At 41.2% G+C, this 23340-nt stretch carries 16 protein-coding genes; 15 read left to right on the top strand and 1 reads right to left on the bottom strand.

Annotated elements, in window-relative coordinates; translation table 11 throughout:
- Positions 1 to 48 precede the first annotated feature (48 nt).
- Positions 49 to 2082, bottom strand: a complete 2034-nt coding sequence (locus OLD84_RS17350; RefSeq protein ID WP_209462996.1) for a transglycosylase domain-containing protein — start codon at positions 2080 to 2082, stop codon at positions 49 to 51.
- Positions 2083 to 2232: 150 nt separating this feature from the next.
- Between OLD84_RS17350 and OLD84_RS17345 the strand changes: the two genes are divergently transcribed.
- The 15 genes from OLD84_RS17345 to fsa all read left to right on the top strand — a co-directional run bounded on the left by OLD84_RS17345 (position 2233) and on the right by fsa (position 23048).
- A complete protein-coding gene (locus tag OLD84_RS17345; protein WP_209462997.1) occupies positions 2233 to 2673 on the top strand; it encodes a YwiB family protein in 441 nt (146 codons plus the stop codon).
- Positions 2673 to 4343 (top strand): arginine--tRNA ligase, encoded by a 1671-nt coding sequence (argS, locus tag OLD84_RS17340; RefSeq protein WP_209462998.1) that lies wholly within the window; start codon positions 2673 to 2675, stop codon positions 4341 to 4343. The genes OLD84_RS17345 and argS overlap by 1 nt, the downstream gene beginning before the upstream one ends.
- A gap of 805 nt (positions 4344 to 5148) precedes the next feature.
- Positions 5149 to 7257 (top strand): (Fe-S)-binding protein, encoded by a 2109-nt coding sequence (locus OLD84_RS17335; protein WP_209462999.1) that lies wholly within the window; start codon positions 5149 to 5151, stop codon positions 7255 to 7257.
- Between the two features lie 161 nt (positions 7258 to 7418).
- On the top strand, positions 7419 to 8609 hold the full coding sequence (locus tag OLD84_RS17330) for an acetyl-CoA C-acetyltransferase (RefSeq protein WP_209463000.1): 1191 nt from the start codon (positions 7419 to 7421) through the stop codon (positions 8607 to 8609).
- Positions 8610 to 8777: 168 nt separating this feature from the next.
- Positions 8778 to 9629, top strand: a complete 852-nt coding sequence (locus OLD84_RS17325) for a 3-hydroxybutyryl-CoA dehydrogenase (protein ID WP_209463001.1) — start codon at positions 8778 to 8780, stop codon at positions 9627 to 9629.
- A 53-nt stretch (positions 9630 to 9682) separates the two neighbouring features.
- Positions 9683 to 10819, top strand: coding sequence for an acyl-CoA dehydrogenase (locus tag OLD84_RS17320; protein ID WP_209463002.1), 1137 nt, complete (start codon positions 9683 to 9685; stop codon positions 10817 to 10819).
- A gap of 14 nt (positions 10820 to 10833) precedes the next feature.
- Entirely contained in the window at positions 10834 to 11973 is a 1140-nt protein-coding gene (locus OLD84_RS17315) for an acyl-CoA dehydrogenase (protein ID WP_209463003.1), read from the top strand.
- 109 nt (positions 11974 to 12082) lie between these two features.
- The gene (gene meaB, locus OLD84_RS17310; protein WP_209463004.1) at positions 12083 to 13018 is read left to right on the top strand and encodes a methylmalonyl Co-A mutase-associated GTPase MeaB; all 936 of its coding nucleotides are present in this window, start codon (positions 12083 to 12085) and stop codon (positions 13016 to 13018) included.
- Positions 13019 to 13023: 5 nt separating this feature from the next.
- Positions 13024 to 13668, top strand: a complete 645-nt coding sequence (locus OLD84_RS17305) for a TetR/AcrR family transcriptional regulator (RefSeq protein WP_209463005.1) — start codon at positions 13024 to 13026, stop codon at positions 13666 to 13668.
- A 100-nt stretch (positions 13669 to 13768) separates the two neighbouring features.
- Positions 13769 to 17011, top strand: a complete 3243-nt coding sequence (gene icmF / locus OLD84_RS17300; protein ID WP_209463006.1) for a fused isobutyryl-CoA mutase/GTPase IcmF — start codon at positions 13769 to 13771, stop codon at positions 17009 to 17011.
- Between the two features lie 780 nt (positions 17012 to 17791).
- Positions 17792 to 18304: a DNA-directed RNA polymerase subunit delta gene (gene rpoE, locus OLD84_RS17295; protein WP_209463007.1), complete on the top strand. Its 513-nt coding sequence runs from the start codon at positions 17792 to 17794 to the stop codon at positions 18302 to 18304.
- Between the two features lie 281 nt (positions 18305 to 18585).
- Positions 18586 to 20202, top strand: a complete 1617-nt coding sequence (locus tag OLD84_RS17290) for a CTP synthase (protein ID WP_209463008.1) — start codon at positions 18586 to 18588, stop codon at positions 20200 to 20202.
- Between the two features lie 781 nt (positions 20203 to 20983).
- Entirely contained in the window at positions 20984 to 21343 is a 360-nt protein-coding gene (locus OLD84_RS17285) for a response regulator (protein WP_209463009.1), read from the top strand.
- A 100-nt stretch (positions 21344 to 21443) separates the two neighbouring features.
- The gene (fba, locus tag OLD84_RS17280; RefSeq protein ID WP_209463010.1) at positions 21444 to 22307 is read left to right on the top strand and encodes a class II fructose-1,6-bisphosphate aldolase; all 864 of its coding nucleotides are present in this window, start codon (positions 21444 to 21446) and stop codon (positions 22305 to 22307) included.
- Positions 22308 to 22406: 99 nt separating this feature from the next.
- A complete protein-coding gene (gene fsa, locus OLD84_RS17275) occupies positions 22407 to 23048 on the top strand; it encodes a fructose-6-phosphate aldolase (RefSeq protein WP_209463011.1) in 642 nt (213 codons plus the stop codon).
- Positions 23049 to 23340 lie beyond the last annotated feature (292 nt).

Raw genomic sequence — 23340 nt, 5'->3', positions numbered from 1 at the left:
GCATACGGAACGAAGACTTGGTGATAAGCCAATTTTTTCTAAAACATGCTAATAAAACAGCTCAAACCATTGCTCAAAGATACCCCGTTCATCTTCATTTTCCTGGTTTTCATGATGGTGCTCGGAACAAAAGCTCTGAGGTTCTGTCCCTACTTCAAAATACATGACCCGACTTGAATTGCAATCAGGCGTCGCTCGATGACCTGTTTCAGGGTCAATCGGAACACCCACTACGCCGGAAGGGATATGAAAGCTTTCCTGTTCCATTCCTTCATGGGTTGCCTCCATAAATGCACTCCATATACTTCGTGCATAGGCGGATTCTGCGACAATTTCCATGTTTCGATTATCGTCATAGCCTGTCCATACTCCTGTAACGAGTGATGGACTGTACCCAATCATCCAGCTATCAGAATTTGTCGTACCAGACTTTCCAGCATACGTTCGTGTAAGGTCATCTACAATAGGGGATCCCGTGACAGGCATGTAACCGTCTAATTCTGAATCAAACATTCCCGTTAATAGGTGCGTTAAAATAAAAGCCTTCTGTGGATCAAGCACTGGTTCGTTTTCCTCGTTGTCCTTTTCAAAAACGATTTCTCCGTCCCGATCCATTATTTTATCAATGGTATGACTGGAAATTTCGTGGCCACCGTTAGCCAGCATTCCATAACCCTTAACCATTTCTTCAACGGAAACAGTAGCAGTTCCAAGTGCAAGTGATGGAACAGCTGGTAAGTCACTGGTAAAGCCAAATTCCCTGGCCGTATCAACTAATGTCTGGGCACCTAAAAACATATTTGTTTTCACGGCATAGACATTGTCCGATAATGCTAATGCTTGTGCGAGTGTAATTGGTTCATTTGCATAGTTATCATTGAAGTTGCTTGGCTGATAAACCTCACCATCTTCAAGCACAAATTCAGTTGGCTTGCTCGTTAGCATGGTGCTGGGCGTGTATCCATGATGAAGAGCAGCGTAATATAAAAAAGGCTTAAAGGTAGATGCCGGCATCCGTTTGGCATCTATTGCTCGGTTAAAACTACTTGATTCATAAGCTTTTCCTCCGGCCAAAGCCTGTATGGCTCCTGTATCAGGATTCATTGCCATGGCTCCAATCTCAATATCGCTATCCGTATCCATTTCCGATTGAATTTGGTTTTCCAGATGATTTTGTTGATCAACATCCAGTGTTGTATGTATTTGAAATCCACCAGACCGAATGAATTCAGCATCAAGCTCTAAAATAGCTGCAGCTTCTTTTAGAACGGTATCTTGGAAATGGGGGCCAATCGAATCTGTGTTTCGCTCCGTTTGTTCAGAATAAACGAGCACCTCTTCTGTCGCAGCTTGGTAATCCTGCTCGCTGATCAGATCTTCAGCGTGCATGAGACCCAAGATCTGATTTTGACGATTCGTCGCATTCGTTTCATTGTTTAGAGGAGAAAAATAGGTCGGCCCATTCGGTATTGCTGCTAACATAGCAGATTCAGCTAGGGATAATTCCTTAGCAGATTTATGAAAGAAGTGGTCACTGGCTGTTTCGATTCCATATGCACCATGACCAAAATAGATGGTATTTAAGTAACCTTCTAAGATCTCGTCCTTTGAATAAAACATCTCCAGTCGAATGGTATAAAAGGCTTCTTTTAATTTCCGTGACCATGTTTTATCATGTGATAAAAATAAATTTCGTGCGTACTGTTGCGTTACTGTACTTGCACCTTCTTTTAGAGACATCGATTGAATATTACGTAATACAGCCCGGGTAATGCGCCTGAAATCAAACCCAATATGGTTATAGAAATGCTGGTCCTCGATCAATAATGTTGCATGGATGAATTCCTCAGACATATCTTCTAAATCTATCCAATGCCTGTTTTCTGTTCCCTGTTCTTCGCCAATGATTTCACCATTATTGCTATAGTAAACCGTATTCTGTTCGTTCGTTAATTCTGGTGGACCTAATAGAAAACTGATAAAATAGATACCTAATACACAGCTAATAATCAATATAAAAGTACCTATTCCTATTTTGAAAATAAATCGGTTCATTTTCCGTTTCATGAAATTCTTTCTCATAATGATTAGCTCCAATATATGTCTGCATTACTCACATTATGGGAAAAGATAAAGATAAATAAACTTATTTTAAAAAAATGGTAGCGTCCATCCCACATTTATCGCTATAATAAGACAATATATGATTATTTCGGAAGCAGGAGCGATAATATGAGTTCACAAGAAATACCTGTCGAGGTAGAACTCCGTACGACCATTGAAGACAATGGGCAAATGGAGTACAATACGATAAAACATCCTGGAACGCTTTATCAAAAAGGTAATCTTGATGTGATTATATTTGAGGAAGAAACAGAGGAAGAGAACGTGACGACCAAAAATCTACTCACGATACAAAGTGGAAAGGTAAATATCAAGCGGACGGGTGAGGTCAAAATGAACCAACAGTTTCTCCCCAACCAAACGACTGAAAATGTCTACAAGCACCCGTATGGAGTCATTCATATGGAAACATATACAAATTCCATTAACTATCAGCCGTTATATGAAACAGATAACGGATATTTAGGGATTTCCTACAGCGTAAAATTAAACGGACAGGAAGAACGAAAGCATGAACTTGCATTAACATTTATGGAGGAGGGTTCGTAATGAACGTCTTGGAACAAACAGAAGATACATTGAAGCAACAAATAGCTCATTCCGTCATTCAAGCAGAGCTTGCAACAGCTGAGGAACTGCCTACAATCCTATTAGAAAAACCAAAAGATAAAGCGCATGGTGATTTTGCGACCAATATCGCGATGCAGCTTGCACGCATTGCAAAAAAAGCACCTCGTCAAATTGCGGATGATATTGTAGAACATTTGGACCAATCCAAAGCTTCGATTGAAAAAGTGGAAATTGCAGGGCCTGGATTCATTAACTTTTTTATGAAAAATGATTTTCTCGGTGATGTTATTCCTACTATCTTACAAGGTGCCGATACTTACGGGCAAACCAATACCGGTAAAGGGGAGAAGGTTCAGGTTGAATTTGTCTCTGTTAACCCTACAGGCGAACTGCACCTTGGCCATGCACGAGGCGCGGCTTTTGGTGATGTATTATGCAATGTTTTTGCAGCGGCTGGTTATAATGTGGAACGTGAATATTATATCAATGACGCTGGTAATCAAATTGATAACCTAGCCCTATCCGTCGAGGCTCGTTACTTACAGGCGTTGGATAAAGATGTGGAAATGCCAGAAAACGGTTATCGAGGGAAAGATATTATCGAAATCGGTAAAACGTTAGCCACCGAATATGGCGATAAATGGGCAGATGCAGAAGATGTAGAGCGGTTGGAATTTTTTAAGGAATATGGATTGAAGGCTGCACTGGGTGGAATTGAAGAAGATCTGGCAGCGTTCGGTGTTCAGTTTGACAATTGGTTCTCTGAAATGTCTTTATATAAAGAAGACAAGATAAAAGATACGTTAAAGGTATTGGATGAAGGGAATTACACATACGAGAAAGACGGAGCTACGTGGTTCCGCTCAAGTGAATTTGGTGATGATAAAGACCGAGTACTTATAAAACAGGACGGTAATTATACGTATCTAACACCAGATATTGCTTATCATCAAAATAAACTAGACAGAGGTTTTGATAAGATTATAAATGTATGGGGAGCGGATCATCATGGATACGTCCCAAGAATGCGTGCGGCGATTCAAGCACTAGGTTATCCCGTAGAACAATTTGATGTGAAGATTATTCAAATGGTCAATCTGTTTGAAAAAGGTGAAAAACAGAAGATGAGCAAACGTTCAGGAAATGCTGTTTCCTTGCGTGAACTAATGGATGAAGTTGGTATTGATGCGACCCGCTACTTTTTCATGGCGCGTTCCAATGACTCGCAACTCGACTTTGATATGGATTTAGCTCGTTCTGAAACCAATGATAACCCTGTATATTATGTGCAATATGCACATGCGAGAATTTGTACGATGTTAAAGCAAGCGGAGAGCAAAGGGTTTCAGGTAGATGGAGATTATGACGCGACACTGCTAACTGCTGAGAAAGAAATAGATCTTCTAAAGAAACTCGGTGAATTCCCGCAAACGGTAGCGGATGCTGCACAGAAACACACGCCACACAAAATTACGCAATACGTCTTTGACCTGGCAACCTTACTGCATAGCTTCTATAACGCGGAAAAAGTACTGGATGATAGCAACAGAGAACAAACGCAAGCACGCATTGCGCTTATGAAATCTGTACGCATTACACTGCACAATGCACTAGGATTACTTGGCGTTTCAGCACCTGAAAAAATGTAAACGAATAGGACGTCCCAAAGTTTGGTGAAATGACAGGCTAGAGTGATGCTTTTTATACTCGCTACGGAAATACATTCCGCTTTCCGCGGGCGGCTGGTGAGCCTCCTCGTGCTAACGCACTCCGGGGTCTCGCCTAGGCCTTTCCTCCCGCCGGAGTCTCCATGTATTTCCTCCGCTGGGTGTTGTGTTTTTCTGCTTCTAAAAATATATTGTTTGATTAATTTAAACAAATGCTTGCACTCTTCCGGTGGTTGATTGGAGCTCCGGGCAGTCGACTCCTGCGGGAAAAGCACGAGTCTGAAGACCCCACAAGACTCTCCTAAGGAAGGTCGACTAAAACCGTTCTTTGCGAACAACGTCGACATACCCTTTGCCAGGGCAAAGCCGTGCCCGCGGAAAGCGACTGCCCGGAGCGGAAATCAACATAGCAGTTACGTCGAATTTTATAACAACTACGAAGGTTTAAAAGCAATAATATTTACGAAAAGAGCCAAATGACACAACGAGTGAGGACCTTCGACAAAGTATCGTTACGTGTCATGGCTAAATCGGTCTGTTTATCCTCATTGAATGCACGCTATAATAAAAGTAACTTTTCAGAGGAAAGAGATTGGATAACAAATTCACCGCTCCAATCAATTCGGATCTGTTATCGAATCTCGAAATCCTGTGTAACTCGTTAAACATTCCTAAAATTAGGTTGACTGAATGATCATTCATCGTTTACTATAGATGTATATTTTATTTTCCGAAAAATGCAATCGTTATCATTTTCGGTTAAACTAGATTAAAAGGGGGAGCACGGATGGATACATTTTTGTTGATTAACTGGTTGGCGTTTATAGCCATAACAAGTTACGCGTTATACTTATTCGCTAAAGTTGTAGCGACAAGAGTTTCCTATATTAGACTTGGTCAAAAAACGGAGTTTGAATGGGCACTCAAAGAACGAATACGTAGAGTGGTTACCATAGTTTTTGGACAATCAAAGCTTTTAAAGGATAAAAAATCAGGTATCATTCACGTCATGATGTTTTATGGCTTTATTCTTGTACAATTTGGTGCGATAGATTTTTTCGTGAAAGGGTTATCACCAGGTAATCACTTACCATTTGGTATTTTCTATCCTGGCTTTGTGTTTTTCCAGGAAATTGTAACGTTGACGATTCTAGCAGCAGTAGTTTGGGCATTCTATCGTCGTTATGTGGAAAAACTTGTCCGTTTAAAACGTGGATTTAAAGCTGGTGTTGTATTAATATTTATCGGAACCTTGATGGTGTCCGTACTAATAGGAAACGGTATGGGTATGATTTGGCATGGAGAAGCTACCACATGGACCGAACCAGTTGCTAGTTCAATAGCATTTGCTTTTGGCTGGATGTCACCAACGGTTGCAATGGTTACATTTTTTGTGGCTTGGTGGATACACACCATTACCATACTTGCATTTTTAGTCTATATACCGCAATCGAAGCACGCACATTTAATTGCAGCACCTATTAACGTATTTATTAGCAAACCTGTCCCAGGAAAATTAAAGACAATCGATTTTAATATGGATGAAGTCGATGAAGAAAGTGAAGAAGAAATTTCATTCGGTGTTGGGAAAGTAGAAGACTTTGATCAGAATCAAATGCTTGATTTCTATGCCTGTGTAGAATGTGGACGTTGTACGGACGTCTGTCCAGCATCTGGAACTGGTAAAATGCTGTCGCCGATGGATATCATGGTTAAGGTTCGTGACCACTTAACAGAAAAAGGTGGTGCCATAACAGGGAAGTCACCATGGGTTCCGGCATATGCCTTCTCGGGATCGCAAGGAAATCAAGCAAGCGGTTCAAACGAAGCAGCAGCAACTGTACAATCTGCAAGTTTAATTGGCGACGTTATTACAGAAGAAGAACTGAGCGGATGTACCACTTGCCGCGCATGTGAAGATGCTTGTCCTGTAAGCAATGAACATGTTGGTCAAATTATTGATATGCGTCGTTACCTTGTCATGACAGAAGGTAAAATGGATCCTGATGCACAACGTGCGGTAATGAATATTGAGCGTCAAGGAAATCCTTGGGGACTATCCAAAAAAGACCGTATTAAATGGCGTGACATTGATGAGTCTGTTCATATCCCAACAGTAAAAGAACTGCAAAAAGAAGATAAAGATTTCGAATATCTGTTTTGGGTAAGTTCAATGGGTGCATATGACAGCCGCAGTCAAAAAATTGCAATTGCGTTTGCGAAACTAATGAATAAAGCTGGCGTTAGCTTTGCAATATTAGGGAACAAAGAAGCAAATTCAGGCGATACAGCTCGTCGTATCGGAAATGAGTTTTTATTCCAGGAAATCGCGGAGAAAAACATTAAAGAATTTGAAAAAAATAATGTGAAAAAGATTGTTACTATCGATCCACACGCATATAATATTTTCAAGAACGAATATCCGGATTTTGGTTATGAAGCCGAGGTTTACCATCATACGCAATTAATGTACGACCTTGTCATGAATGGAAAGCTAGAACCACAACGGGAAATTAACCAACGATTAACCTACCATGATTCTTGTTACTTAGGTAGATATAATGGCGTATATGATCCACCGAGGGAGATCTTAAAATCAATTCCTGGACTGGACCTGGTTGAAATGAAACGCAGCAAAGAGAACGGAATGTGCTGTGGAGCAGGTGGAGGACTAATGTGGTCAGAAGATACGACTGGCAACCGTATTAATGAAGCGCGTACGGAACAAGCAATGGAAGTTGAACCGACGATGATCTCAAGTGCATGTCCATTCTGTCTAACGATGTTAAGTGATGGAACAAAAGCAAAAGACGTTGAAGAAGATATCAGCACAATGGACGTTGCAGAAATTCTAGCATTATCCGTTTTCGTAGAAGAACACGCACAAACAGCATAGAATAGATTCAGAAAAGATTGCTAGCGTCATAAGTGGCATTAGCAATCTTTTCTGGAAAATAAATTGAGCGAGCGTTCAATCAAATGGTATGATTAAATCGTTTAGAATGTATGATAGAATAATAGGAAAGCGTTACCAATAAAAAGAAGGAGCGGTTATTCATGAGAAAAACGGTTATCGTTTCAGGGGCAAGAACACCATTTGGGAAATTTGGAGGAAGTCTAAAGCCATTTACAGCATCCGATCTTGGGGGGAAAGCAATCGAAGAGGCTTTACGCCGTGCTGGACTAGAAGGCGGGGAGCAAATTGATGAAGTAATTATGGGGGCGGTCCTCCAGGGTGGCCAAGGACAAATTCCGTCACGTCAAGCAGCTCGAAAAGCAGGTATTCCATGGGATGTTAAAACGGAAACGATCAATAAGGTCTGTGCATCTGGTTTACGCAGTGTGACATTGGCAGATCAGCTCATTCGTTTAGGTGATGAAGAGGTAATTGTAGCTGGTGGAATGGAAAGCATGAGCAATGCACCTTATTTTCTGCCAGATGCACGTTGGGGAAATCGGATGGGTGACAAAACGGTGAAAGACATGATGGTACATGATGGATTAACTTGTTCGTTTCAAGGGGTTCATATGGGTAATTATGGAAATTCAACAGCGGAAGCATACGAATTGACAAGAGAAGCACAGGATGAATGGTCTGCTCGCAGTCATAGTCGTGCAATCCAAGCGATTGAAGATGGGAAATTTGCGGAAGAAATTACGCCATTGGAAGTGAAGCAACGTAAAGGAGATCCAGTCGTTGTTAACACGGATGAAGCACCGCGTAAGGACACAACACCAGAGACACTAGCAAAATTACGTCCAGCATTTGATCCCAACGGTACGATTACAGCGGGGAATGCACCTGGAATTAACGACGGCGCCTGTGCATTTGTTGTTATGTCGGATGAAAAAGCTGCAGAAATAGGAAAGACACCGATGGCAACAGTGATTGGTCATGCAGAAGTAGCAGTAGAAGCGAAAGATTTCCCACAAACACCTGGCTTGGTGATCAATAAATTATTGGAAAAAACAGGTCATGCCAAAGATGAAATTGACTTATTTGAAATCAATGAAGCATTCGCAGCTGTCTCATTGGCCAGTGGGAAAATTGCCGGCATTGATAATGAGAAAGTTAATGTGAATGGCGGGGCAGTCGCATTGGGTCACCCAATTGGTGCAAGCGGGGCACGTATTATTTTAACATTAATCTACGAATTAAAAAGACGCGGCGGTGGTCTAGGCATTGCAGCCATATGCAGTGGCGGTGGCCAGGGCGATGCTGTGTTAATCGAAGTGCCTAAGGAATAGAAGCGCGCCCGGATACCAGTGCGCTCGCACATTCGGGGACGGCTCTTAAACTATAAGACGACGTTTCCGGTGTGCTGGTGCAAGGGGTAAGGCGATACCTTATCCACCTCTTGACAGCCGCAAAAGGTAAAGCGAAAAGGACCAACTAACAAAGGAGGAATTCAACTAATGGCAATACAAAAAGTGATGGTCATCGGTGCTGGACAAATGGGAGCAGGAATTGCCCAGGTTTGTGCTCAAGCTGGATTTGATGTGCTAGTAAATGATAGGAATGAAGACGACCTTGATAAAGGAATGAAGAATATTGACAAAATATTAACGCGCGCCGTTGAAAAAGAGAGAATAACCGCTCAAAGTAAATCGGATACATTAAATCGACTTACGCCATCTTCACAATTAAAGGATGCGGAGTCGTGTGATCTGGTGATTGAAGCTGTTGTTGAAAATATGGACGTGAAAAGAAAGGTATTTGGTGAACTGGATGAGGTGGCACCAAAGCATGCGATATTAGCATCGAACACATCATCACTCCCAATCACAGAAATTGCCGCAGCAACGAAGCGGGCGGATCAGGTAATTGGCATGCATTTTATGAACCCTGTGCCAGTAATGAAGCTGGTGGAAATTATTCGTGGACTGCAAACGAGTGATGAAACCTATGGTGCGATTGAAACGATGACAACCCATTTAAGTAAAACGCCAGTAGAAGTGGAAGACTTTCCAGGATTTGTATCCAATCGTATTCTGATGCCGATGATCAATGAGGCTATTTTCACGCTTCACGAAGGCGTTGCATCACGTGAAGACATTGATACAGTCATGAAGTTAGGTACGAATCATCCAATGGGACCGCTAACCTTAGCTGATTTTATTGGACTGGATACATGTCTTTACATCATGGAAGTATTGCATGACGGATTCGGCGACAGTAAATATCGCCCATGTCCATTACTCAGGAACTATGTAAAAGCAGGCTGGCTAGGGAAAAAATCCGGCCGAGGTTTCTACCTATATGACTAACAACCTCTAACAGATAATAACAAACATGACTTACGAAGGGAGAGCAACCTCTGGTGAATATTTATTTTACAGAAGAGCAAGAAATGATGCGTAAAATGGTTCGAGATTTTGCCCAGAAAGAAGTTGCACAAGAAGTGGAACGAATGGAGCAGGAAGATCGCTTTCCAGAAGAAATTATTCAAAAGATGGGTGAACTTGGATTAATGGGGATTCCTATACCTGAAAAGTATGGCGGAAGTGGCATGGATTATACGTCCTATATTCTTGCGATAAACGAGCTAGCTAAAGTAAGTGCGACACTGGGTGTTATTTTATCTGTACACACATCTGTTGGGACAAATCCAATACTTAAGTTTGGAACCGAGGATCAAAAGGATCACTATTTACCAAAGCTTGCTTCTGGTGAATACCTAGGTGCTTTTGCTGTAACGGAACCTGGAGCTGGTTCTGACGTCGCGAGCATGAAGACCACAGCGAAGAAAGACGGCGATCATTATATTTTAAATGGATCAAAAGTATTCATTACGAATGGTGGTATGGCAGATACATACATTACATTTGCTCGTACGGGTGAAGGTCCAAAAGGTATTAGTGGATTCATTGTGGAAAAAGACACACCTGGACTCGTCATTGGTAAAAAGGAAAAGAAAATGGGACTACATGGCTCAAGCACGGTTCAATTGAATTTTGACCAATGTGTTATACCCAAGGAGCAACTTCTTGGAAATGAAGGGGATGGATTCAACGTTGCCATGGCTAACCTGAACGTCGGAAGGATCGGTATTGCCGCACAAGCGCTAGGAATTGGCGAGGCAGCATTGGAACATGCGATAGCCTATGCAAAAGAACGTGAACAATTCGGCAAACCAATTGCGAATAATCAAGGAATATCATTTAAACTGGCAGATATGGCAACAGAGGTCGAAGCGGCAAAACTATTAGTCTATAATGTTGCATCAATGGCTGAGCGTGATCTACCATGTAGTAAAGAGGCATCCATGGCAAAAATGTATGCATCAAAAACAGCGATGAACGCAGCGATTGAGGCAGTACAAATATACGGTGGATATGGTTATACAGAAGATTATCCAGCAGAGCGATTTTTCCGAGATGCAAAAGTTACCGAGATTTATGAAGGAACGAATGAAATCCAACATATTGTAATTGCAAAAAACCTACTAAAAGATTAAGGAGATGAAGCGTTATGGATTTCCAATTAACAGATGAACAAGAAATGTTGCGTAAAATGGTTCGTGATTTTGCAGTAAATGATGTTGAACCAACGGCAGCAGAACGTGATGAGGAAGAAAGGTTTGATCGTGGAATTTTTGATAAGATGGCAGAACTTGGATTAACTGGAATCCCGTGGCCAGAAGAATATGGTGGAATTGGCTCCGATTATGTGAGTTATTGTATTGCGGTGGAGGAATTATCACGCGTGTGTGCCTCAACAGGTGTAACACTCTCCGCGCATATATCCTTGGCAAGTTGGCCGTTGTATACGTACGGGACAGAAGCACAAAAGAAAAACTTTCTATCTCGTCTAGCTACCGGAGAAGCACTTGGTGCCTATGCATTATCTGAGCCAGGAGCAGGCAGTGACGTTGTAGCAATGAAAACAACAGCCAAAGAAGACGGGGACGACTACATATTGAATGGAAGCAAAGTCTGGATTACCAATGGTGGTGTTGCAGATATATATATTGTATTTGCAAAAACAGATGCCGATGCAAAACATAAAGGAATTAGTGGATTTATCGTTGAAAAAGGAACGGAGGGGTTCACCTTTGGTAAAAAAGAGAAGAAGCTAGGAATTCGTTCGTCTCCAACAACAGAACTCATATTTGAAAATTGCCGTATCCCGAAGGAAAATATGCTCGGCGCTGAAGGAGAAGGCTTTAAAATAGCCATGACGACACTTGACGGTGGTCGTAACGGAATTGCATCACAAGCACTTGGAATTGCGCAAGGAGCACTTGATGCATCTGTAAATTATGCAAAAGAGCGGGAACAATTCGGAAAACCAATTGCGAACAATCAAGGCATATCATTTAAGCTAGCAGATATGGCAACAGAAATTGAGGCTTCACGTCTACTGACATACCAGGCGGCTTGGCTAGAGTCTCAAGGGAAACCGTACGGAAAAGCATCTGCAATGTCAAAATTATTCGCAGGAGATGCAGCGATGCGGATTACAGTAGAAGCAGTCCAAGTATTTGGCGGATATGGGTACACGAAAGATTATCCCGTAGAGCGCTACATGCGTGATGCGAAAATCACCCAAATTTATGAAGGAACAAATGAAATTCAACGTATGGTTATTGGAAGAATGGTGACGAAATAGCGAGTGGAGTAGCAGTAGTACTCGGAACGGGAGAGCCGCGCACCGAACCGGGAGACAGTACCGCCGAATCGGGAGAGCCTCGCGTCAAATTGTAGAAAGGGTGTAAGTCATGCACGAAATTGTTCAACGGATGCAGAACAAAGAGATACGCGCATTAGCTAGGGCAATTACGATGATTGAAAATGATCATCCGGAAAAGCTCCAGTTACTCAGTGATGTTTTTTCGCTGAAAAAGGGTGCGCGCTATGTCGGAATTACGGGATCACCTGGAGCTGGGAAAAGCTCACTGGTAAATCGCTTGGTCACCCATATACGCGATGAAGGTAAAACAGTCGCGATCATTGCGGTTGATCCGACGAGCCCGTTCAGTGGTGGTGCATTACTCGGGGACCGGGTCCGTATGAATCAGCATTTCACAGATGATGGTGTATACATCCGCAGCATGGCGACACGTGGAAGCTTAGGTGGCTTGGCGCGAGCTACAAAAGATGCGATCCGTGTGTGTGATGCATATGGATTTGATGTTGTAATCGTGGAAACGGTTGGTGTTGGGCAATCGGAACTTGATATCATGAAAATTGTTGATACCACAGCTGTGATGCTCACACCAAACAGTGGAGATGTTTTGCAGATATTCAAAGCTGGGATTATGGAAATTGCCGATTTATTTATCATCAATAAGGCAGACCTTCCAGGCTTTGGCAAATTGAAATCCCTTTTAAGGGAACTGGTTATGATGACGGCTACAGAGAAACATGAAACAGCCATCGTCAAAACGATTACAACAGAGAATAAGGGAATTGACAAATTATGGGAAAAAATGAAAGAACATTATGACTACCTATACAGCACTGCTGAAGGAGAAAATCGCCGCATCCGACAACAGGAGCTTGAAGTATACGAGCTTATTCGTGAAGAAATTTGGCGTGATGTAAAGTATTTTATCGATAATAACGCAGAATTGCCTTCCATTGAAGCAACGAGCGATCCTTATCAATTAGCAAGTGACTGGTTCGAAAAATGGAAAAAGGAAGAGGGGAGCTAAGTTAAATGAAACAAGACCAAATCCTTTCCTCTGTAAAAGATCAGGAACTAATAGAAAAACGGCGCAGCCAAATCGTTCAAGGAGCGATTACGCTTTTTAAGGAAAAAGGTTTTCACCGTACGACAACAAGGGAAATTGCAAGAGAATCCGGCTTTAGCATCGGTACATTATATGAATATATTCGGACAAAGGAGGATGTTTTATTTCTCGTTGTTGATGCGATTCACCATCAGGTCCGTGACCGGCTGGAAGCGAAAATTGATTTAGAACATCCGTCTATTGAAAACTTTGTTTCCGTGGTAGAATCTTATTTTCGTTTAATGGATGACATGCAGGAGGAAGTACTTATATTGTATCAGGAAGTAAAGTCGCTGAAAGAAGAATCCAAGGATTATGTATTACGAAAAGAACGCGACATGGTTCGTATGCTGGAACGTGTTATTGTCACTTGCCTACCGATCGACATTTCTAAATTGGATGCAGACCTATTAGCCAATAATATTTTTATTCAAGGTCAAATGTGGGGGTTCAGACGTTGGATACTACAAAAGGAGTTCACCCTTGAAACCTATATTGATAGACAAATACATTATCTTTTAAAAGGATTGGCGATTGATAGCACGTCATCTGATTGGAACATCAATAAATAATGAAATCGCTTTAAGAGGATGTTCGAAAAGTCTGCTGAAAATGACTTTTTGAACACGCACTTTAAAAAACATGCACTTTAAGTTGGGAGGAGCTTGATTTATGGAACATGCACAAATTTATAAACCGGTAAATCCTGTTCGTTTTGTAACGGCTACAAGTTTGTTTGATGGGCATGATGCGTCGATTAATATTATGCGCAGAATTATGCAAGCAAGTGGTGCAGAAGTTATTCATTTAGGTCATAATCGTTCTGTAGAAGAAGTGGTTCATGCCGCCATTCAAGAAGATGTGCAAGGCATTGCGATATCGTCTTACCAAGGTGGGCATGTTGAATATTTTAAATACATGATTGATCTATTAAAGGAACTTGATGCAGATCATATTAAGGTTGTTGGAGGTGGCGGTGGAACAATTATCCACCGTGAAATCAAGGAGCTTCATGACTATGGGGTGTACTGGATATTTTCCCCTGAAGATGGTCGTGATTTAGGACTTCAAGGAATGATAAATCGTGTCATTGAGGAATGTGACTTTATCCCACCGATTGATGTGAAAAAGGATCAGGAGCAACTCGGACAAGGGGATCGTAAGTCTATAGCAAAATTCATCAGCTACATGGAAAACGATGAAATTGACCCAGATGAAAAACAGAATGTAATCGAGTCTTTACGCGAGAAGACACCTAAAAATACACCTGTATTAGGTATTACAGGAACAGGAGGGTCTGGAAAAAGTTCGTTAACCGATGAGTTGATTCGTCGCTTTATGAATGAGATTCCAGATAAAAAAGTAGCCATTATTTCCATAGATCCAACAAAAAAGAAAACAGGTGGTGCACTGCTTGGTGACCGTATTCGTATGAATGCTATTTTCACAGACCGTGTGTTTATGCGCTCACTGGCAACGCGTGATTCACGTAGTGAGCTCTCCAAATCTATTCATGATGTACTTGATGTTGTTCGTGCTTCTGGCTATGACTTCATTATTATTGAAACAAGTGGAATTGGTCAGGGTGATGCGGCGATTGCTGATATTACAGATTTATCGATGTATGTGATGACAGCTGAATTCGGTGCTCCTTCTCAGCTTGAAAAAATCGATATGATTGATTATGCAGATTTCATTGTTATTAATAAATTTGAACAAAAAGGCTCGGAGGATTCGTTAACTCAAGTACGTAAACAGTATGAACGAAGCCATATGCTGTTCAAACAAGATAAGGAGAAATTCCCTGTATTCGGTACAATCGCAAGCCAATTTAATGATGCTGGAATGAATGCTTTATTTGCCTCTGTCGTAGATTCATTGAATGAAAGATTCAGCTGGACGGATGAGGTTGGATTTAATCGAAATGCAATTTCCCAAAAGCAAAATATGATTATTACAAATGAACGCCGTCATTATTTACGCGAAATTGCTACACATATACGGAACTATCATGAATACACGGAAAAACAAAGCAATATAGCGCGGAAACTCTTTCAACTAGATGGAACAAAAGAAGTCGTGGACGATCAACATGCCTTGAACATAATTGATCAAACGTTTGATCAGTATCAGGAAGAGCTTGATCCCAAAGTCAAAAAGCTACTTGAGACCTGGGACGAGACGAAGGAAAGTTATAGTCAAGATAAAATGACTTTCTCAATACGAGGGAAAGAAATCGAAATGGATACGATCACAGAGTCTATTTCAGGAACGAAAATACCTAAAGTAGCTTTCCCGAATTTTACCGACTGGGGCGAGCGATTGACCTGGTTGTTAAAAGAAAATGTACCAGGGTCGTTCCCATTTACAGCAGGTGTTTTCCCGTTTAAACGTAAGGGTGAAGATCCAACTCGCCAGTTCGCAGGGGAAGGGACACCTGAACGTACGAATCGTCGTTTTCATTATTTATCACAGGATGGAGATGCCAAGCGGTTATCAACGGCATTTGATTCGGTAACATTGTACGGGGAGGATCCGGCACCACGTCCAGATATTTATGGGAAAGTCGGCGAAAGTGGTGTGAACATTTGTACGTTGGATGATATGAAAAAATTATATGATGGTTTTGATTTAATCAATCCAACAACATCTGTGTCGATGACGATTAATGGACCTGCCCCAATTATTTTAGCCATGTTTTTCAATACGGCAATCGATCAGCAACTCAAGAAGTTTAAAGAAGAGAACGATCGCGAACCGAGCCAACAGGAATATGAAAAAATCAAGGATGATACAGTGTCAGTTGTACGTGGAACGGTTCAAGCAGACATTTTAAAAGAGGATCAAGGACAAAATACATGTATCTTCTCAACCGAATTTGCCCTTCGAATGATGGGTGATATTCAGCAGTATTTTATCGATAAAGATGTGCGCAATTATTACTCTGTATCGATTTCTGGTTACCACATTGCGGAAGCCGGTGCGAACCCGATCACACAGCTTGCCTTCACACTGGCAAATGGGTTTACGTATGTCGAGTATTATTTAAGCAGAGGAATGGACGTGAATAAATTTGCGCAAAACCTGTCCTTCTTCTTCTCAAATGGACTTGATCCCGAATACACGGTAATCGGCCGTGTAGCGCGTCGTATATGGGCAACAGCCATGCGTGATAAATATGGAGCAAATGAACGCAGTCAGAAGCTAAAGTATCATGTTCAAACATCTGGACGTTCGCTCCACTCACAAGAAATTCAGTTTAATGATATCCGCACCACCCTACAGGCATTATTGGCCATTCAAGACAATACAAATTCCTTGCATACGAATTCTTATGACGAAGCAATCACAACTCCTACAGAGGAATCTGTTCGTCGGGCAATGGCCATTCAAATGATTGTTAGCAAGGAATTTGGATTAATGAAAAATGAAAATGCCCTGCAAGGATCGTTTATTGTGGAGGAGTTAACAGATCTGGTCGAAGAGGCGGTGCTGCAGGAGTTTGAAAAAATGAATGACCGCGGCGGTGTGCTTGGTGCGATGGAGCGCCAATACCAACGTGGTAAAATTCAAGAAGAATCCATGTACTACGAAGGCAAAAAACATTCAGGGGAATTACCGATCGTCGGTGTGAACACCTACCTGAATCCAAACGAATCAGCAGAGGATCAAACCGAATCTATGGAACTGGCAAGAGCTTCAACAGAAGAGAAGGAACATCAAATTAAGGAGCTGCATACGTTTCAACATACAAATAAAGACGATGTCGAAGCTGGATTAATTCGCTTGAAAGAAGTAGCAGCCTCAGGCGGAAACATTTTTACAGAGTTGATGGAAACAGTCAAAGTAGCAAGTCTAGGTCAAATTACAAACGCACTCTACGAAGTAGGTGGACAATATCGAAGAAACATGTAAGGGATAACCAGGGTAGCGTGGTATATTATAACAAGATGAGAAAACATTTCGGTTTTCTCATCTTTTTTGGCAGTTAAGAAAGTATAACTACTTTCTTACTGCATAAGTGCAACTAAGGACTGTCACCTAAAGGCTTGGTGACAACCAAGTTTTCTAAGCAAGTAGGAAGGAAGTTTCGCTACCTAACAAAAACAACGCTTTCTAAGAACCCCTTTAAGAGGATGTTCAAAAAGTCCGGTATAAATGACACATCGAAGGGGAACTTCTGCTAAAATCGCCCACGTCCTGGGGGCAACGCAGAAGTCACCACATCCTGTGGAAGCTCGTTGGCTCGCTTTTCCTGCGTGCGATGCAGGTTCGAGGAAGCTTTCCTTAGTGCTCAAAGCTACGCCGCCTCGAACTTTCGACGCACAGGACGTGCTAGTGTCGGCGTTGCAGGTAGGACGCCTGCGACTTTAGCCGACGCGGTCCTTTTTATCCACCTTTTTGAACACACACTTTAACGACTGCCAAGTTTTCTAACTAGCATATTCAACTGAATTTTGTTTATAATGTAAGATATGGTTTTAATACAGGTGCAACTATGATAAAGTAAATCTTTATTCAGTTGGAATTAATGAACGCATTGGACGTGTAAATGTTGGAGTTGCGATTGACGTATGCGTGGTTTAGTCGGCCTGCCCGCTAAACTGTAATAATTGTTAGATACTAGAGTAAGTTTTAGAAACAAGGTTAAAGTAGGCAAAAGCCTTATTATATAAGTAAAGGGAGCGCGGTACCGTGAGCTTGAAGGAATATACCAAAGCACAAATAAAAGAAATGGCAATGATTGAATTGGCTACTTCTGAGTTATTGGATGTAAAGAAAGCACTTAGTTATAATGAGATTTTCGACAGAGTAGCAGAATTGAAGGAATTCTCTGCGGAAGAAAAAAAAGAAAACATTGCACAGTTCTATACGGATTTAAATGTAGATGGGCGCTTTATTACGATTGGTCAAAACATGTGGGGGCTGAAACGTTGGTATCCAGTCGAACAGATGGATGAAGAAGTGACAGCAGCTCCAAAGAAAAAGAAAAAGGCAAAAGTAACAAAAACAAAGAAAACAAAAACTAAAAAAGAAAAGGAAGAGGAAGCAGAACAGGACGTGGACCTTATTGATGAAGCAGTCACAGATATGGTCGATGAGGAGGAAATGGATCAGGCCTTGAAGGAAGCTGATCCTGTTGATCCAGAAGAAGAAGAAGCCATTACCGAGGAAGTAAAAGTTGATGATGATATGGATGAAAAGTAGACGTAAAAGACAGCTTGACTTTTTAAAGCCAATTGAAGTACAATTCGTATTGGGCACTTAAATTTCGGCAGACCAAAGCGTTTCCCCATACTACATGGGGAGGCGCTTTTATTATTTTCCATGTTTTTGCACATTATAAGTGAGTGTTCAAAAGTTGCCGAATGAAGAGGTCGAAGCGGCATAACTGGGGTTAGAAACTACTAGGTCGCTTTTCATTTGGTAATTTAAGAGCAACCTCTATACGATTATATAAAAGCATATTGAAGAAAGAGGGATGAGTTGTGACGAAGTATATTTTTGTTACAGGCGGGGTTGTTTCTTCCTTGGGGAAGGGTATAACAGCAGCGTCATTAGGCCGTTTATTGAAAAATCGCGGACTAAAGGTAACGATCCAGAAGTTTGATCCTTATATCAATGTGGATCCAGGAACCATGAGTCCATATCAGCATGGTGAAGTTTTTGTAACAGAGGACGGAGCAGAAACCGATCTGGATTTAGGGCATTACGAGCGATTTATTGACATAAATTTAAATAAATATAGCAATATAACAACAGGGAAAGTCTATTCGAGTGTGATCCGAAAAGAACGACGCGGTGATTATTTAGGCGGCACCGTTCAGGTTATCCCTCATATTACAAATGAAATTAAGGAACAGGTCTTTCGTGCAGGAGAAGCTACAAAAGCAGATGTAGTGATAACAGAGATCGGTGGTACAGTAGGTGATATTGAATCGCTTCCATTCCTTGAAGCTATTCGTCAGATTAAGAACGATGTTGGCAGAGATAGTGTGATGTACATCCATTGTACACTGGTGCCGCATATTAAAGCAGCTGGTGAAATGAAAACAAAACCAACTCAGCATAGCGTGAAAGAATTGCGTTCATTAGGTATTCAGCCAGATGTCATTGTGTTACGTACAGAACATGAGATTAGTAAAGGGATGAAAGAAAAAATTGCCCTTTTCTGTGACATCAATGAGCAAGCGGTAATCGAGATGCAGGATGCTGATACGCTCTATCAAGTGCCGATTTCCCTGCAAGAACAGAACCTAGATCAATTAACGTGTGACCATTTTGGATTGGATTGCAAATCAGCAGATATGAAAGAATGGAAGGATCTTGTGAATAAAGTGCGCAACCTTTCCAAGAAAATTGATATCGGTCTTGTAGGAAAATATGTGGAATTACCAGATGCTTATCTTTCAGTGGCAGAATCATTGAAGCACGCAGGTTACCCGTATGACACAGAAATTAATATTCACTGGATTAACTCAGAGGAATTGGATAAAGAATCGATACACAAGGAATTAGCTCATGTGGATGGAATACTTGTTCCAGGAGGATTTGGTGATCGTGGAATAGAAGGAAAAATCGATGCCATACGTTATGCACGTGAAAACAAGATTCCATTCCTTGGTATATGCCTTGGCATGCAACTTGCAACCGTTGAATTTGCCCGAAATGTACTTGGGCTTAAAGGGGCTCATTCAGCTGAAATTGATCCAAATACACCGCATCCAGTCATTGATTTATTACCAGAACAAAAAGAGATTTCTGATCTAGGTGGCACATTAAGACTTGGTGTGTATCCTTGCAAATTACAAGACGGTACAAAAACAAAAGCAGCATATGGTGGAGCAGATACGATTGAAGAACGTCATCGTCATCGTTATGAATTTAATAATGATTATAGTGAACAAATGACAACGAACGGTTTATTATTTTCAGGTACAAGTCCGGATGGTCGGTTGGTAGAAACGATTGAGCTACAGGATCATCCTTGGTTTGTAGCAAGCCAATTCCATCCAGAATTCAAATCACGACCAACAAGAGCACAACCTTTATTTGAAGGCTTTATCAGTGCTTCCGTTACCCATAAAGCAAATAATAAAAAGTAAGTTCTATACCCTGAATGAAAGGTTCCTTTTAGAAGTGCACCCTTCATTCAGGGTTTTTTCATTATAGCTCTTTTCGTAAGCATTGGGACTGCGATTACTCGCCCCACCGAAAACCTTTGTTGCTTTTAATTCTTCGCAAATTGATATAAAAGACGACGTAAGTGCTTGTTGATTTCCGCTCCGGTCAGTCGCTTTCCGCGGGCACGGCTTCAGCCTCCCCGCGGAAGACCGCCGCTGCGGGGTCTTCAGACTCGTGCTTTTCCCGCAGGAGTCGACTGTCCTTCGCTCCAATCAACTATCATAATAGTGCATGGCTATGTTTAGTATATAATCAAGCAATTTTGATGAAGTTGAAAAGCATCTTACCAGCGAAGGAAATACACGGAGACTCCTGCGGGAACAGTGGCCAGAGTGAGACCCCGCAGTGCGTTAAATGATGAAGGCCAACTAAAACCGCCCTTTGCGGGCAACGTCGGCATACCCCTTGCCGGGGCAAGGAGGCTCACGGGTCACCCGCGGAAAGCGGAGTGTATTTCCGCAGCGGTTTAAAAAGCATCAACCTAAATTTCAAGTTACTTCGTCTTTTATAAATATTACGCCAAAAACATCAATTTTTTAGAAAACAACCTTAATTATTTTTAAAAAAATGTCATTTTAATAGAACGATAATCGAAACATATTTCATATTTTGGCAGGTTTTTACATAATTATATAGAAATTAAGTAGCAGGACAATTTACAAGGAGGAGAAATAATTGATGTGAAGGGGGGAGCATTATGTTATGAAAAAGAGAATCTTAGTAGTGGATGATCAAGCTGGCATCCGTTTACTATTAACCGATCTTCTCACAAGTGAAGGGTATCAGGTAAGCACAGCCTCGACCGGTAAAGAAGCGTTAGAAATTATTCAACTTTATTTTTTCAGTTTAATTATAATGGATTATAGATTGCCAATTTTTACTGGTGTCGAAGTCGTGCAGAAATTGGAAAAGGATAATATAAAAATTCCAACGATACTTATAAGCGGGTTAGAAGAGTCTATTAGAGAGGAAGTAGAAAGACAACGTTTAGTAAAAGCTGTCGTCTTAAAGCCGTTTGATGTACAAGAAATGGTCAAACGAGTGAGGTCATTAATAGGATAATTCATTCAGGTGTTGCGCCTTTAGTCGCAAATTGGTATTCTTATAGTGTAGTTAAAATTAAAGACAAAGGTGAATAAGTCATCTTAGAGGAGGATATAGCTTGCCATTAGTATCGATGAAAGAGATGCTGGAAAAAGGAAAAGAAAATCAATATGCGGTGGGACAGTTTAATTTAAATAATATGGAATATGCACAAGCAATTCTGAAAGCGGCTGAAGAAGAACAATCACCAGTTATTTTAGGTGTTTCTGAGGGTGCTGCGAAATACATGGGTGGTTTTAATGTTGTTGTAGCTATGGTTAAAGCGCTAATGGATTCGTATGGTACAACGGTTCCAGTGGCTATACATTTGGATCATGGTTCAAGTTTTGAAAAAGCGGCAGAGGCAATTCATGCAGGCTTTACATCTGTAATGATCGATGCATCACACGAGCCTTTGGATGACAATATTGCAATTACAAAAAAAGTGGTGGAATTGGCACATATTCATGGCGTATCGGTTGAAGCAGAGTTAGGTCGCGTCGGTGGACAAGAAGATGATATCATTGTAGATGATGCAGAAGCAGCATACGCAATTCCGAGTGAATGCGAACGATTAGTTAAAGAGACAAATGTTGATGTGTTTGCACCGGCACTTGGTTCTGTACATGGTCCATACAAAGGGGAGCCGAACTTAGGTTTTGACCGTATGGAAGAAATTATGAACTTGGTCGATGTTCCATTGGTTTTACATGGTGGCACTGGAATTCCAACGAATGATATTCAACGTGCAATTTCTTTGGGTTCTGCGAAAATTAATGTAAATACGGAAAGTCAAATGGCACAAGCAGACGCTGTTCGTAAAGCATTGGACGCGAAACCAGATCTATATGATCCACGTAAATACTTAGGACCTGGTACCGAGGCAATTATCGAAACTGTTAAAGGCAAAATGCGTGAATTTGGTTCAACAAAGCAAGCATAAGCATATCTAGTTAAATTAGAAAAATTGGCATTCACCAAACATTTAATGGCGAATGCCATAATCTCTAAAAATTTACATAGGGAAGCGAGGCTCACGTATATGAAATTTTTTATTGACTCAGCAAATATTGATGAGATACGAACAGCTAATGAACTTGGTATTCTATCAGGGGTGACAACAAACCCAAGCCTGGTAGCAAAAGAAGGTGTATCCTTTCATGAACGTTTAGGTGAGATTACAAAGGAAGTTTCAGGTTCTGTCAGTGCAGAAGTAATTGCGGAAGATGCTGAGGGAATGATCAGTGAAGGTAAGGAACTAGCTGCGATTGCAGAAAATATAACGGTTAAAGTTCCAATGACGCTTGAAGGACTTAAGGCAGTAAAAGCATTAAGTGATCTTAACATCAAAACGAATGTAACGTTAATTTTTAATGCGAATCAGGCGCTCCTGGCAGCACGGGCAGGCGCATCTTATGTATCTCCATTTTTAGGGCGATTAGATGATATTGGCCAAGACGGGATGGATTTGATAGCGACGATTTCAGCCATCTTTGACCGACATAATATCCATTCAGAAATTATTGCTGCATCGATTAGACACCCACTGCATGTCACAGATGCTGCAGTGAACGGGGCACATATTTCAACGATTCCGATGAAAGTGATCGGTCAACTAGTGAAACATCCATTAACGGATCAAGGAATTGAAAAATTCCTTTCAGACTGGAATAAACAAAAATAAAGCGTATGAAATTGGAAATATTGCACAACCTAAATAAAAAAGGGTGCATGGACTTGGCAGATAGGAAAGATAAACTTTCCTACTGTATAAGTGCGAACTAAGGACATTCGCCTAAAGTAAAGCTTTTAGAAAACTTGGCTTATCGCCAAGCCTTAGTTGCACTTATACTGATTTCCCAAAAAAAGTTATACTTTCATATCAGTGTAAGTAAGCTGCCATCAGTAAAACGTCCTTGAATTAGAAGGGTCGCTGCTTATGCACGCGAGGTTGGTTCATCATTAGCTTTACTTAT

The organism is Virgibacillus natechei (assembly GCF_026013645.1).
In the GTDB taxonomy this organism is placed as follows: Bacteria; Bacillota; Bacilli; order Bacillales; family Amphibacillaceae; genus Virgibacillus_L; species Virgibacillus_L natechei.
This window is presented reverse-complemented; position numbering and strand designations above follow the sequence as displayed.